This window comes from Streptomyces cupreus, from assembly GCF_014257025.1.
GTDB classification, from domain to species: domain Bacteria; phylum Actinomycetota; class Actinomycetes; order Streptomycetales; family Streptomycetaceae; genus Streptomyces; species Streptomyces cupreus.
On record NZ_JACMSF010000074.1, the window covers coordinates 1 to 14,079 of the forward strand.

The 14,079-nt window shown below is 71.0% G+C and carries 10 protein-coding genes and 1 pseudogene; 3 read left to right on the forward strand and 8 right to left on the reverse strand.

Features of this window, described 5'->3' with window-relative positions; genetic code table 11:
* Positions 1-280: 280 nt before the first annotated feature.
* Both H4N64_RS38590 and H4N64_RS45920 read right to left on the reverse strand, forming a co-directional pair.
* Positions 281-1,723, reverse strand: a complete 1,443-nt coding sequence (locus H4N64_RS38590) for an MFS transporter (protein ID WP_186287278.1) — start codon at positions 1,721-1,723, stop codon at positions 281-283.
* 99 nt (positions 1,724-1,822) lie between these two features.
* Positions 1,823-1,957: a hypothetical protein gene (locus H4N64_RS45920; protein WP_260860233.1), complete on the reverse strand. Its 135-nt coding sequence runs from the start codon at positions 1,955-1,957 to the stop codon at positions 1,823-1,825.
* Between H4N64_RS45920 and H4N64_RS47040 the strand changes: the two are divergent.
* Both H4N64_RS47040 and H4N64_RS38595 read left to right on the forward strand, forming a co-directional pair.
* Positions 1,958-2,062, forward strand: a pseudogene (locus H4N64_RS47040) (hypothetical protein); the annotation flags it as partial. It lies immediately after the preceding gene.
* Between the two features lie 75 nt (positions 2,063-2,137).
* Positions 2,138-2,455 (forward strand): alpha/beta fold hydrolase, encoded by a 318-nt coding sequence (locus H4N64_RS38595; protein WP_186287279.1) that lies wholly within the window; start codon positions 2,138-2,140, stop codon positions 2,453-2,455.
* 43 nt (positions 2,456-2,498) lie between these two features.
* Here the strand turns inward: H4N64_RS38595 and atzF are convergent, their stop codons facing one another.
* From atzF to H4N64_RS38615, 4 genes are all read right to left on the reverse strand, one after another.
* Positions 2,499-4,190, reverse strand: a complete 1,692-nt coding sequence (gene atzF / locus H4N64_RS38600) for an allophanate hydrolase (RefSeq protein ID WP_418896328.1) — start codon at positions 4,188-4,190, stop codon at positions 2,499-2,501.
* Positions 4,191-4,305: 115 nt separating this feature from the next.
* The gene (gene uca / locus H4N64_RS38605) at positions 4,306-7,893 is read right to left on the reverse strand and encodes an urea carboxylase (protein ID WP_186287280.1); all 3,588 of its coding nucleotides are present in this window, start codon (positions 7,891-7,893) and stop codon (positions 4,306-4,308) included.
* A gap of 5 nt (positions 7,894-7,898) precedes the next feature.
* Positions 7,899-8,546, reverse strand: coding sequence for an urea amidolyase associated protein UAAP2 (locus tag H4N64_RS38610; protein ID WP_186287281.1), 648 nt, complete (start codon positions 8,544-8,546; stop codon positions 7,899-7,901).
* Positions 8,543-9,385 (reverse strand): urea amidolyase associated protein UAAP1, encoded by an 843-nt coding sequence (locus H4N64_RS38615; protein ID WP_186287282.1) that lies wholly within the window; start codon positions 9,383-9,385, stop codon positions 8,543-8,545. The genes H4N64_RS38610 and H4N64_RS38615 overlap by 4 nt, the downstream gene beginning before the upstream one ends.
* Positions 9,386-9,555: 170 nt before the next feature.
* Between H4N64_RS38615 and H4N64_RS38620 the strand changes: the two genes are divergently transcribed.
* The gene (locus H4N64_RS38620; RefSeq protein ID WP_186287283.1) at positions 9,556-10,242 is read left to right on the forward strand and encodes a TetR family transcriptional regulator; all 687 of its coding nucleotides are present in this window, start codon (positions 9,556-9,558) and stop codon (positions 10,240-10,242) included.
* Between the two features lie 27 nt (positions 10,243-10,269).
* Here H4N64_RS38620 and H4N64_RS38625 read toward each other — a convergent pair whose 3' ends face one another.
* Both H4N64_RS38625 and H4N64_RS38630 read right to left on the reverse strand, forming a co-directional pair.
* A complete protein-coding gene (locus tag H4N64_RS38625; RefSeq protein WP_186287284.1) occupies positions 10,270-11,862 on the reverse strand; it encodes an amino acid permease in 1,593 nt (530 codons plus the stop codon).
* Positions 11,863-12,707: 845 nt separating this feature from the next.
* The gene (locus H4N64_RS38630) at positions 12,708-13,355 is read right to left on the reverse strand and encodes a hypothetical protein (RefSeq protein WP_186287285.1); all 648 of its coding nucleotides are present in this window, start codon (positions 13,353-13,355) and stop codon (positions 12,708-12,710) included.
* Positions 13,356-14,079 lie beyond the last annotated feature (724 nt).

Here is a 14,079-nt window from a genome sequence, read left to right on the forward strand (position 1 = left end):
CGGCTCCTCGGCAGTGACCGACCACCACTCCTGAAACACCGGGTTAACTCGCCATGCGAATGGCTGGTTTGCTGCGGCGAGTGTGCAGGTGACTCCCAAGCGCGGTCTTCGGCCGGGCCTTTGTGGAGGAGATGGGACGGGCTTGCGACCCGAGAGCAAAGGGCGGTCCGGCACCGATTGCCCGGTGCCGGACCGCCCTTCGACGGTTCTCCTGTTGTGCTTGCCCTGGTGAAACTGCGGCGGCGGGGCTCCACGTGCCCACCGGCGCCGACAGTGCTGTTCAGACGCCGGCCCGCTCGTCCTGCGCCGTCGCAGCTGCGTGGGCCTGCGGCGCAGCGGGGGCCTTGTCGCTCCGCATCACCAGCAGGGTGACCAACCCGCCCGCCGCGGCGATCGCGGCGGCCCAGATGAAGGCCGCGCTGAAGCCGTCGGTCAGCGCGGGCAGGTTGCCCAGTTGGCCGGCGCCCTGCGAGGTGGCGACCGCGGTCAGCGCCGCGAGACCTAGGGCGGAGCCCACCTGGTAGGTGGTGTTGACGATGCCGGACGCCAGACCGGCCTGCTCCTGTGGGGCTCCGGACATCGCGGCCATCATCGCCGGGATGTAGGCGAGCGACATGCCGAGCGCCGCGACCAGCGAGGCGGGCAAGACGTCGACTACGAAGGTGCCCGTGGGCTCGACGGCGGACAGCCACAGCAGCCCCGCCGCGAGGACCAGCAGACCGCCGCCGATCAGCGGCTTGGCGCCGAACTTCCCCATCAGCCTGGCCGTGATCGCCGTCATGAAGATCATCAGCAGGCCGGTCATCGGCAACAGGGCCGCGCCGGACGCGAAGGCCCCGTAGCCCAGCACCTGCTGCAGGTAGAGGTTGAGGAAGTACCACATGGGGATCCACGCGGCACCGAGCAGGGTCATCGCCAGGTTGGCCGAGCCGAGCCGCGGGACACTCCAGATGCGGAGCGGCATCAGCGGCTCGCGCACGGTCTTCTGGATCACGAAGAAGAGTACGAGCAGCGCGGCGGCACCGATGAGCTGGAGCACGGTACCGCTGGAGGTCCAACCGACCTCCGGGGCACGGACGATGGCGAAGACGGCGAGCGCCAGGCCCGCCGTGACCGCGGCCGCTCCGAGCACGTCGACGGCACCACGGCGACTTTCGACGGCGGGCAGCAGCTTGGTGGCCGCGAGGGTGGCGACGCCGATCGGGACGTAGATGATGAAGATCCACGGCCAGCTCAGCCACTCGGTGAACACGCCACCGAGGAAGACACCGGCTGTACCACCGGCGGGTGCGGCGGCGCCGTACAGAGCCATCGCCTTGCCGAGCTCCTTCGGGTCGTGCGCGAAGAGCATCATCAGCAGGGTCATGGCCGACGGGGCGATCAGCGCACCGCCCACGCCCTGCACGGCACGGCCGACGACCTCCACCCAGGCCGTCTGCGCGGCAGCCGCGACGATCGAGCCGGCGATCAGCACGACCCAGCCGGTGCTGAAGATCTTGCGCGCTCCCAGCAGGTCCGAGAGGCGACCGCCGAGCAGCAGCAGTCCGCCGAACGCGATGACGTAGGCGTTGAAGACCCACTGCAGCTCGCCCTGCGAGAAGCCGAGGTCCTTCTGCATCTCGGGGAGCGCCACCCCGATGATGGACGTGTCCATGATCACCATGAACTGGGCGGCGGCGAGCACTACCAGCGCCCACCAGCGCCTGGGATTGATGGCGGACATGTTCTTACCCCTTCCCTGTATACCCCCATGGGGTATCTGCCAGCCGCACCGTAACATACCCGCGGGGGGTATGTAAGGGGCAAGGAGAGCCACTCGCGATCACGCTGATGCGACCTCGCGGGCGAGCACGACCAGATCGCGCAGGAACGCGGGCGCACCCCCGCGGCGCTCACCGATGAGAGCGGGCGCCCGGTCGTCTGCTACGACCAGCTCGGTTGCGGCCGGTCCGACCACCCGGACGACCCGGCCCTATGGGTCATGGACACCTTCGTCGAGGAGGTCGCAGCCGTGCGGGAGGCGCTCGGGCTCGGCCGGTTGCGCGGAGGGCACCACCGGTGACGACGCCTATGAGGGAGCCACCATGAAGTTCTCCAGCAGTGGCTCTGCCGGTTGGATCCGTGGCCCGATCACCTCATGCGCTCGTTCACCGGCTGGCGCCAAGACGTGTACGAAACGATGTGGGGCACGGAGTGGAACATCACCGGCAACCTCAAGGACTGGGTCGTCACTGCCCGCCTGGGCGAGCTGGAGTTGCCCGTACTCATCGCCTCCGGTCGCCACGACGTGACGACCCCCGCGGTGGTCCGCCCGCTGGCCGACAGGATCCGGAACGCCGAGTGGGTCATCTTCGAGCAGAGCGCGCATCTGGCCTCGGCGGAGGAGCCGGAACGCTTCCACCAGGTCCTGGAAGCCTTCCTCAGCAGGGTGGAAGCAGCCGACCCAGGGTTGTAGCGCAGTGCCCCGCTCATCGCCGACGGCGGCCACGAGGGAAGGGTCAGCGCGGGTCTGCCGAGCGTGGGAGGGCGGACAGGGCGGCGCGCCAGCCGCCGAATGTGGTGATCTCGCGGGCGCCGTCGAGGGCTTCGGGCTCGCAGAGGAAGCCTGGTACGAGGCTTCCGTCCGCGAGTTCCACGGTTCCCAGCGCCATCGGGCGGGGCAGCGACGCGAGGAGCGCGCCGAGGCCCTCGGCGGGCAGCTGCCACACCTCGGCCTCGATCGCGCCGCCGCCCTCGCGGGCCCGGACCAGGCCCGGCTTGGGAGGCACCGTTTTGAGCGCGTACAGCCGGTAGGCGTCCGCGGTCGTGGTCGTACAAACCAGTCGGCCGCCCAGGGCGAGCAGTTGTCCGTTCAGCGGCTGCCCGGACAGATGTGCACCGACCACCGCGAGCCGTAGCGGTGGAGCGGTGAGGAGCCCGGCGATACGCGCGAGCCGCTCGTCCGTGAACGCCGGGCCGATCAGCATGACGCCGAAGGGCAGACCGTTCACCTCGCCGACCGGGACGGCGACCGCCGCCAGGTCGAACAGGTTCGTCGAGTTGGTGAACCGGCCGAGCCGGGCGTTGGCTCCCACCGGGTCGGCCTCGACCTCGGCGATCGTCGGGTGGCCGGGTGTCGTCGGCAGGAGCAGCGCGTCCGCGTCGTTGAGTGAGGCCAGAGCCCTGGTGCGGAGGGAGGACAGCTTCTCGTTGTCGGCGTAGAGCCGATGGGCCGGGATGTCCCGGGCCCGGGAGATGATCGCGGCCACCGTCGGGTCGAGGTCCGCGGAGCCCGCGTGCTCGTCGATGAAGGTGCCGACGGCGGTGTAGCGCTCGGCGACGAACGCGCCTTCGTAGAGCATCGCCGCGGCCTCGGTGAAGGGCTCCAGGTCGATGGGCAGGAGTTCGGCGCCCGCGTCGGCGAGCACGGCCGCGGCCGTCCGGAAGGCCTCGGGCCATCCCTTGTCCAGCTCGCCGAGTTGCGCGGGCGCGGGGACGGCGATCCGCCACGGGCCCGGCCGCCGCTGTTCCAGCGCCGGGAGCTGCCGCCCCGACGGCGACGCCATGCAGGACAGCGCCCGCTCGGCCTCCGGGAGGGTGCGGGCGAAGACCGTCACGCAGTCGAGCGACGCGCAGGCCGGGACGACGCCCTCGGTCGGGACCAGCCCGATGGTCGGCTTGAGGCCCACGATTCCGTTGAAGGCCGCCGGTACCCGGCCCGACCCCGCGGTGTCCGTACCGAGCGCGAAGTCCGCGATGCCGAGCGCGACCGAGACCGCCGAGCCGGACGAGGAGCCGCCCGAGACGTACTGCGGGTCGGCGGCGTTGCGGACCGCGCCGTACGGGCTGCGGGTGCCGACCAGGCCGGTCGCGAACTGGTCGAGGTTGGTGGTGCCGAGGACCACGGCGCCCGCTGCTTTCAGGTGGGCCACGGCCGGGGCGTCCGCCTCGGGCCGGTACGCGTACGAAGGGCAGCCTGCGGTGGTCGGCAGCCCGGCCACGTCGATGTTGCCCTTGACCGCGAACACCGTTCCGGCCAGCGGCAGCCGCCGGCCGGCGGCGACCTTCGCGTCGACCGCGGCGGCGTCCCGCTCCGCCTCGGCCTGCGGGCGCAGGCTGATCCACACCTCGGGCCGGTCCACCTGCGCCATGCGCGCGTATGCGGCCCGTACCCGCTCCACGGCGGTGGTCGTGCGGCTCATACGGTTCATGCGGTCCTGCCTTCCTGCGCACGGCCGGCGCCGCGTCCGTCATCTACGCCATGCTCCGTTACCGCACGCCCTACCGGGCACGGCCACACCCGCGTCTCATCCCTTGGCTTCAGCATCAGGCAGCCGCCTGCGCGGTCTGGGCGGGAGCTAGGACGACGAGGGCGGTGCCCGCCTCGACCTGGCTGCCCGGCTTGGTCAGGACCGCCGTGACGATGCCGTCGGCGGGGGCCGGGACCCGAGACTCCATCTTCATCGCCTCCAGCGCGAGCAGTTGCTGGCCGGCCGACACGCGGTCGCCGACCTCGACGTTGACCTGCCAGACGGAGGCGGTGAACTCGGCCTCGACCAGATGGCCGCCCTCGGGGACCGTGATGTCGGTGGTCGGCGGGGCGACCTCGGTGGCCGTATCGGCGCGGGCGAACTCGCCCGCCGCTTCCCAGGCGTCGCGCTCGGCGCCGAACGCCGCGCCCTGCCGGACCCGGAACTCGGCGATCGACTCGGCGTTCTCGGCGAGGAACCTCTGGTACTCGGCGAGCGAGAAGGTGCCCTCCTCGGTCTTCGGTACGAACCGGCCGGAGGTGATGTCCGCGCGCAGCTGCAGGAGTTCGCCGGACTCGACCGGGTACCACTTGATCCGGTCGAAGAAGCGCAGCAGCCAGGGCTTGCCCGGCTCGAAGGCGCCGCGCTGTTGCCAGCCCGACCACACCTGCGTGGTGCGGCCGACGAACTGGTAGCCGCCGGGGCCCTCCATGCCGTAGATGCACAGGTACGCGCCGCCGATGCCGACCGAGTTCTCCGCGGTCCAGGTGCGGGCCGGGTTGTACTTGGTGGTGACCAGCCGGTGCCGCGGGTCCAGCGGGGTGGCGACCGGCGCACCCAGGTACACATCCCCCAGCCCCATGACCAGGTACTCGGCGTCGAAGACGGTGCGGTGGACCTCGTCGACCGTCTCCAGGCCGTTGACGCGGCGGATGAACTCGATGTTCCACGGGCACCAGGGGGCGTCGTCGCGCACGCCCGCCATGTAGCGGGCGATGGCTTCGCGGGTCGCGGGGTCGTCCCAGGACAGCGGCAGGTGCACGATCCTGCTGGGCACCACCAGTTCGTCGGTGACCGGGAGTTCCTGCTCCACCCGCAGCACGGTGTCGAGGAGCTCGTCCTGCGGCAGGATGTCGGGGTCCGTCTGGACCTGCAGGGAGCGGATGCCCGGGGTGAGGTCGACGATGCCGTCGACCTCGCGCGCGGCCAGTGCCTCGGCGAGCGCGTGGACGCGCATGCGCAGGCTGAGGTCGAGCTGCATGGGCCCGTACTCGACGAGGAGGTTGTCGTCGCCGCTGCGCCGGTAGGTGACCGACGGGCGGGAGGCGGTCTCCTCCAGGCGGGCGAGGATGCCGCCGTCGACGATCACGTCGCGGTCGGCGTGCGGGGCTGCGGCCGGGTGGTGCCGCAACTCGGCAGCCGCCGCGGCGCTCACCGGGACGAAGCGGACCGTGTCGCCGGGCCGGAACTGGCCGAGCTTCCAGCGCTGTCCGGTGGCGATGGTCGCCGGGCAGACGAAGCCGCCGAGGGAGGGTCCGTCGGGGCCGAGAAGGACGGGCATGTCGCCGGTGTAGTCGACGGCGCCGATGGAGTACGGCGTGTCGTGGATGTTGGACGGGTGCAGGCCCGCCTCGCCGCCGTCGGTACGCGCCCAGCGCGGCTTGGGTCCGACCAGGCGGACGCCGGTGCGCGCCGAGTTGAAGTGGACCTTCCAGTCGGCGGCGTAGAAGTCGCGGATGTCGTCCTCGGTGAAGAACTCGGGGGCGGCGTGCGGGCCTTCGAGCGCACCGACGCGCCACTCGCCGCCGAAGGCGGGGCGCTGATCGAGGGGGACGACGGAGGTCTGCGTACGGGCCTCGGCGCCGTGCAGGACGTCGCCCGCACGCAGGGCGCGGCCACCGTGCCCGCCGAACCGGCCGAGGGTGAAGGTGGCCGCGCTGCCCAGGAACTCCGGTACGTCCAGACCGCCCGCGAACAGCACGTAGGTGCGCAGGCCGTGCTCCTCGGGCGCCGCGACGGCGAGGGCCTGTCCGGCCTCGACGGTGACCGGCTCCCACTGCGGTACGGGGGTGCCGTCGATCGTCACCCGCGCGGGAGCGCCGGTGACGCAGACCGTCGTCGGGCGGGTGAACTTCAGGGAGGGGCCCTGGAGCGTGCATTCGAGGCCGGGTGCGCCCTCGTCGTTGCCGAGCGCGGTGTTGCCGAGCCGGAAGGACAGGTCGTCCATCGGCCCGCACGGGGGGACGCCGACCTGCCAGTAGCCGGTGCGTCCGGGCCAGTCCTGCACGGTGGTCAAGGTGCCCGGCGCGACGACCTCGATGCGTGGTGTCGGGTCGACGATCGCGGCGAGCGAGGCGGTGGAGTGGACCGCGGCGCGCACGTCGGTGTCCCGCAGCGCGGCGCGCACCAGGCCGAGGTTGGTCTCGATGCCGTCGACGCGGGTCGCGGCGAGCGCCGCGTCCAGCCGGTCGAGCGCCTCGGCGCGGTCGCCGCCGTACGCGATGACCTTCGCGAGCATCGGGTCGTAGGAGGTGGTGACCTCGGTTCCGGTCTCCACCCAGGTGTCCACGCGCACGTCCCCCGGGAAGGAGACGCGGGTCAGCAGGCCCGCGCTCGGGCGGTGGTCGCGGGAGGGGTCCTCGGCATACACCCGCGCCTCGACGGCGTGGCCCTTGGGAGCCGGGGGCTCGGTGACGACCGCGGTGTCGCCCTGCGCCAGTCGGAGCATCCACTCCACGAGGTCGACGCCGTAGATCTCCTCGGTGACCGGGTGCTCCACCTGGAGGCGGGTGTTGACCTCAAGGAAGTACGCCTCCTCGCGGACGGCGTCGTACACGAACTCGACCGTGCCGGCGGAGCGGTAGTCCACCGCTGCGCACAGGTCCCGGGCGCAGGTGGCGAGTTGACGGCGGACGTGGTCCGGAAGGCCTGGGGCGGGGGCCTCCTCCAGGACTTTCTGGTTGCGGCGCTGCAGTGAGCAGTCGCGGTCGCCGAACGTGACGACCCTGCCGAGTCCGTCGCCGAAGACCTGCACCTCGACATGGCGGGCCCGCTCCACCAGCCGCTCCAGGAAGACCCCGGCGGAGGAGAACGAGGCCGCGGCCACCCGCTGCACACGGTCCCAGGCGTCGGCGAGGTCGGCGGCGCCGTGGCAGGCCTGCATGCCGATGCCGCCACCGCCGCCGGTCGCCTTGAGCATGACCGGGTAGCCGATCTCCTCGGCCGCGGCGAGGGCGGCGGCCACGTCGGGCAGCAGCCCGGTGCCGGGGGCCAGCGGCACGCCCGCCGCCTGCGCGGCGGCGCGTGCGGTGTGCTTGGCGCCGAACAGCTCCAGTTGTTCGGGGGTGGGGCCGACGAAGACGATGCCGGCGTCGGCGCAGCGGCGCGCGAAGCCGGCGTCCTCGGACAGGAATCCGTAGCCGGGGTGGACGGCTCCGGCACCGGTGTCCTTGGCGGCCTTCAGGACCAGGTCGGCGTCGAGGTAGGACTCCTTGGCGGGTGCGGGGCCGAGCCGTACGGCTTCGTCGGCCAGCCGGACGTGCGCGGCGCCGCGGTCCGGGTCGGAGTAGACCGCGACGGTGCGCAGGCCGAGCCTGTGGGCGGTGCGGATGATGCGGGTCGCGATCTCGCCGCGGTTGGCGACCAGCAGGGTGTCGAACGTCATGGTGTTCAGCCCTCGTCGCTCTCGTCCGGCTCGGTGATCGTCATCCGCACGGCGGTGGGGTCGAAGCCGTTGCAGGGGTTGTTGATCTGCGGGCAGTTGGACAGCAGCGCGAGAACGTCGGTCTCGGCACGCAGTACGACCTTCAGGCCCGGGGCCGAGATGCCGTCGACGATGCCGAGGGTGCCGTCCTTCTCGACCGGCACGTTCATGAACCAGTTGACGTTGGAGACCAGGTCGCGCTTGCCAAGGCCGTGCTTGCTGCCCTCGGCGAGGAAGTTCTCCACGCAGGCGTGCTGCGACCAGGTGTGGTGGCCGTAGCGGAGGGTGTTGGACTCCTTGGAGCAGGCCCCGCCGACGGTGTCGTGCCGCCTGCAGGTGTCCTCGACGACGGTCATCAGGGGCGTGTGCTCGTTGGACAGCAGCACCGAGCCCGTGGTCAGGAAGATGTTGCCCTGGGCGTGGATGGTGTCGGGAGCGCTGTAGCGCACGGAGGTGTCGTGCGCGTCGTAGACGAGGAAGTCCGCGGCCTGGTTGCCGTGCAGGTCGGTGATGGTCAGCAGCCGGCCCTTGCGGACGATGGCGGACCAGGCGGCGCGGGCGGGGACGGTGTCGTCGGAGATGACGCGGCCAGCAGCGGTGGTGGCGGTGGTCATGCGATCCCCCGGGCGGTGAGGTGGCCGGCAGTGTTCAGGAAGGCGCGGCGGCCCTCGGGCGTGGCGTCCCACAGCGGGTCACCGGGGGCGGTCGGCCCGGCCCGGTACGCCAGGACCTCAAGGTGTGTGCAGGTGTACTCGGGGCGCGGGTCCAGCGGGTGCGGGACGTTGGCGATGAGGACGGTGACGTCCTGCTCGGCGCGGAGCGTGACAGCCTTGCCGGGGCCCGCGGAGCCGGTGAACTCGGTGGAGCCGTCCTCGGCGATCCGCACGCCCTGGAAGAAGGAGAGGGACGGCGGGAGGTCGCGCGGGGCGAGGCCGTTCTTGAGGGCGGCGAGCTTGAACAGCTCGCGCCCGGCCGGAGAGGCGGACTGAGGGGTTCCGTCCCCGTAGCGCTCGGTGTTGCGCGCGAGGGTGGAGGTCCCGGTGAGGCAGTCGTGCCGGCCGGAGGTGTCCTCGATGACCGAGGCGAGGACCCGGCCCTGGTCGGACAGGAGCAGGTGCCCCTCGCCGAGGTAGGCGTGCCAGAGCACCTTGACGGTGTCGGCGGCGTTCAGCCGCTCCCAGGGGCGGTCGGCGCTGAACAGCAGGAGGTGCGCGCACGCGTCGCCGGTGAGATCGGTCAGCCGCAGCTCGGTGCCACGGGCCAGGACCTTGTGGGTGTAATTGCCGCCCGCCATGGTCTCGGCCCACACGATGTCCTCGGCGACGACGCCCTCAGGAGGCGCCGGCCAGCTGCTCGCGGGGAGTACGGGCATGGTGTCGACCTTCGTGCCCTCCTGGGCGCGGGCATGGTCGCGGGCGCCATGCGCCGACGCTGTCACTGACGCTGCTGCCACGGCTCAACCTCCGACTCGGCCTAATTTCTGTCGTGCGACAGAAATTAGTGCGCGGGAGATTCGAGGCCATTGCCCGTGCGTTTCGGGCCAGTTACCGGAAACTCTCACTCCGCAGGAACAGGACGCGTGCGCCCCCAAGGACTCGCGCGGGCCTGTGCGAGGATCACTGCGTGAACACCCGCAGCAGCAGAAGAGTCGGCCGTCCGCGTGCCCAGGAGCGCCCCGCCAGCGGGCTGGAGCCGCGCGAAGAGGTCCTGGCCGCAGCGGCCGAGCTGTTCACCACCCATGGCTACACCGCGACCACGACCCGCGCAGTCGCCGAGCGGGCCGGTCTGCGCCAGGCGTCCCTCTATCACTACTTCGACGGCAAGGAGGCGATCCTCGCCGCCCTGCTGGAGGGGACCGTCCGCCCCTCGCTGGAGGTGGCGCACGAGCTGGTGTCCCGTACGCAGGCGTCCCCCGAGGCACGGCTGTGGGCGCTGTGCCACTCCGACGTGGCACTGCTGTGCGGCGGCCCCCACAACCTCGGGGCGCTCTACCTCCTGCCCGAGGTGCAGACCGAGCGCTTCGCCGTCTTCCACCGGGTCCGGGTCGAACTCAAGGCAGCCTACGGCGAGTTGCTGGCCGCCACCGAGCCGGGGGCGGCGCTCGACGCGGAGGACCTGGCGCTGCGCACGGACCTCCTCTTCGGCCTCACCGAGAGCGTGATCCTCATCCGGCGCGCAGACCCCGGCCACGATCCGCAGGCCCTGGCAGCCGCAACGGCCGACGCGGCGCTACGGGTCGCGGGCGTACCGCAGCGCTCCCTGGCACGGCTGCGCCGCGAGGGGCAGCAGCTCCTCGCGGCGGGTGCCTGACGCGGCGTCGACCAGGGCTGGGGCGGGTCAGTTTCGTACGGCCTCGTCGAGGGCGGGCTCGGTCCGGGCCTGGCCGCCCGGGTCCTTCGTCGAGGATACGGCGCCCATGCGGCTGCGGTACCAGCGGTACACCGCACCCGTGGCGACCGTGATGCCAACGAACAGGACGGTGAACCACTGGAAGTACCAGTGGCCGCCCTCCGGGTCGTACACCTCCCCACGCGGCCAGGAGAGATTGACCGTCATGAACAGTCCGTAGCCGACCGCGAGCGCGTTGACGGGCAGTCCCCAACGGCCGAGGGAGAACAGCGGCTTGCCGAGCTCGTCGCGGTCACCGCCGTCCGCCGGCGGCCACTGGCCCTTCAGCCGCCGGATCAGCATCGGGCCGGTGACCATCGCGTACGCCAGGTACACCATCGCGATGCACGTGGTGCCGATGGCCAGGAACGCCTGCGGCGAGCCGAGGTTGAGCAGGAGCAGCAGCCCGGCGCAGACGCCGACCACCACCGCGGCCGTGCCGGGCATCCCGGTCCGCCGCGGCACCTTCGCCAGCCGCGCCGACTGCGGGAGGACTCCGTCACGCGCCATGGAGTAGAGCATGCGGGTGGCCGAGGTCTGGATCGCCAGGGTCGCCGCACAGACGGCCAGGGCCACGTCGGCGAGCAGCACCTTGCCGAGGCCGTCGCCGAGAGTGCTGGTCAGCACGTAGCTCAGGCCCTCGCTCGCCAGCCGCCCGTCGGTGAGGCTGGGTGCGGCGAGCAGTCCGCCGAGCAGCAGCAGTCCGCCGCACAGGCCGGAGGTCGTCAGCGCGCTGAGTGTCGTGCGGGGTGCGGTGCGGCGGGGGTTGACGGTCTCCTCGCTCATCTCGCTCGCGCTCTCGAAGCCGATGAGCACGTATGCGGCGGTGAACGAGCCCACCAGCAGTGCCGCGATCAGGCCGCCCTCGCCACCGGTGTGCAGGGTGATGCCGGGATCGCGTTCCGCGTGGGTGGCGAGGAGGGTGACGATCAGGGCCACGCCGACGATCTCGGCGGTGACGCCCACCGTGTTGACGGCCGACAGCGCCCGGTTGTCGAGGACGTTGAGCAGCGTGGTGAGCGCGAGCAGGACCAGACCCAGCAGGGCGGCGTTGGCGGCACCGCTGGTCGTGGTCGGCGACGGGTCGCCGCCGACGATCTGGAAGCCGGACCAGATGGCGGGCAGGACGACCTGCAGCGCGAGCGCGGCGGCGGCCACGACCACGACCCGGCCGACCACCATGATCCAGCCCGCGTACCAGCCGAAGGCCGGGCTGCCGAGCCTGCTGGCCCACTGGTAGATCGCGCCCGCGATGGGCAGCCGGGCGGCGAGTTCGGCGAAGCAGGCGGCGACGAGCAACTGGCCGACGAGAACGGCGGGCCAGGTCCAGAAGAACAGGGGCCCGCCGAAGGAGTAGCCGAGGGCGAAGAACTGGAAGACCGTGGTCAGCACGGAGATGAAGGAGAACCCGGCGGCGAAGGACGCGTAGCGGCCCATCCGGCGCCGCAGCTCCTGGCGGTAGCCGAACTCGGCGAGCGAGCCGTCACCCGCGTCGCCGGGTGAGGGAGGTGCCGGCGGTGTGGGATCGGTGGTCACGGTCATGGCGGTCCCCTGTCGCGGAGGCGAGTTCCTGCGAAATTCCTGTCGAGTGACAGAAATTAGGGACGACCTGTTTCCCTCGCATTTCGCAGCCATCTCCGAGCCGTTAGTGGCTCCTCACCCAGGTGGCTCCGCGACGGCGCCGCGCGTCCGCTCGGTTTACGGCGCACGCCGCCCTGCCCACCTGACGCCGACAGTGGTGTTCGTAAGCCGGCCCACTGCAGCGCGGAAACAACCAAGTCTCGTCAGCGAGGGCTCCACATGACCACGGCGCTCGCCGGATGATCATCTGAGGTCGGCACCCCTCCCCCTCCCCCTCCCTATGGTCACTGGGGCGGATCGATGGGGGCGTGCGCCGGAGTGTGTGGATGGTGACGGGCGCATAACGAAGACGCATATATGCGTTGCGCCCCCGGGAGCGGAGTCGTTGGGTCCGGTGTGGCGGTGTGGGGCCGTGTCCCGATCCTGGTGGTTTTCGCCCGGCTGACCGACAAGTGGCTGGACGACGAAGGCGACTGCCCGTGGTGCCGTGCCCTGCGGGACTGCCCCGAGGGTCGAGCAGCACCTGCACCGCCCACGCGGTGGGAGCGTGTCCGGTGGGTCATGGTGATGCTCGGTGCGGTGCTGATCGTCGTCGCACTGATTGTGGCGATAGCCGATGGCGGCGGTGAGCGGCGGGGCCGTCACATCGAGGGGCCTGTGTTCCATCCGCCGGACTGGTGCTTCGCGGTCTCGGAGGAGTGGCCCGGATCTCTGCACTCGCTGGCGCGCTTGGCGGCGACGACGAGCATGCCAACCAGATCACCGGAGAACATGGTGGTCGGCCCGTCGGTGGCGTCGGCACCGGCCTACTTGATCGTCCCGGTCCAGTTGGGGTCTTCAGCGAGGAAGCTGCCGTCTTCCAGCCAGGCGTCGTCCGTGCGGGTCAGGGTGAACACGATGGCCTTGCCGTCGCTCTTGGCGATGGAGTACTCGGACGTAAAGGTGCCGGAACGGCCCGGGGCGAGGCGGCCGGCCATCTGCTTCGAGTCTGCCTCGACGTACAGGGATTCGGTCTGGCCTCCGATGGTGGCACCCTGGGCGTCACAGCTGAAGTTGTCCAGGTCGTACGGCTTCTTTGTGCCGTTGGTGACGGTGAAGGTGACACGGAAGGCGATCAGATCGGCATCGGGCTTGCTGTCGTACTCGCCGTACCGGGTGATGGGGCTGATCCTGTCGACCTTGGCCTTGAGGCCGTCGTTGTAGACGAAGGTGTCGCCGACGGCGAGTTCGGTGTCGGGCTGGTCGTCGGCCGGCAGCGAGCCGTCGCTGCATTGGTCGATCCAATCGGACTGCGACAGTGTTGAGTCGGGCCCGCAGTCGGGAGTCTCCTGCACTCGGCTCTCTTCGGTGGCTGTGGCACGTTCGGCGCGGCCCTGGCTGTTTCCGTCGTCGGAGCAAGCGGTGAGTCCTCCGGCCAGGAGAACGACGGTGAGAAGAGCGGCTCTGCGGTGCATGTTGCCCCCCCAAGGACGTTCCTTGTGGCCCGTCAGTGTGGGGAGCTACCACCGGTACGGCGAGGGTATGTGCATGCTTCGTGGCCGATCCGTGACGGAGGCAAGTGCCGTTCTCCGCAAGTATGTTGACCTGGAAACTGTCCGCTGTCCCATGTGACACTCCCGCCCCATGATCCGCTGGAGGAAGTGACCCCGGATGGGGTAAGGCGCCTGCACTCCGGGGGGAGTCACGCGGGCGCCGACATGCAGGGGCAGGCTCGGTTCCCCCCGTGCCGGGTCTGCCCCCGCTCGCTCAGGCAGCGGCCCGCGCGCCCAACCGCAGGCGTAGCCAAGAGCGCCAACTGCCGTGCCGGCCTTACTGACCTGGGATTGGCGGTGTCAATCTGGGCAGCACCACAATCACCGGCAGATCCGAAAACCCCTTGGATTGCCGTTGAGTTCACGATCAAGGAACTGTCGGAGCACTGCGAGGCGAGGCTGGAGGGCCGCCCGCTCCCGCATCTTGTGACCGGAACCGTCACTGTGCACGACAGCCGGGACAACGGCGTCACCGTTATCTGCGAAGTGGAGCTGACGGGCTGCCCGGTCCGGCCCCACGCGAGCCGCATGGACGTCTGAATGGTCGACACCCAGACGGGCTCCGAGAGCCTCGGATACGCCTCACACCCGGCCCATGAGCGAACATACTGGATCCCCCGCAGCCGCCAACTGCGCCTGCCTGACC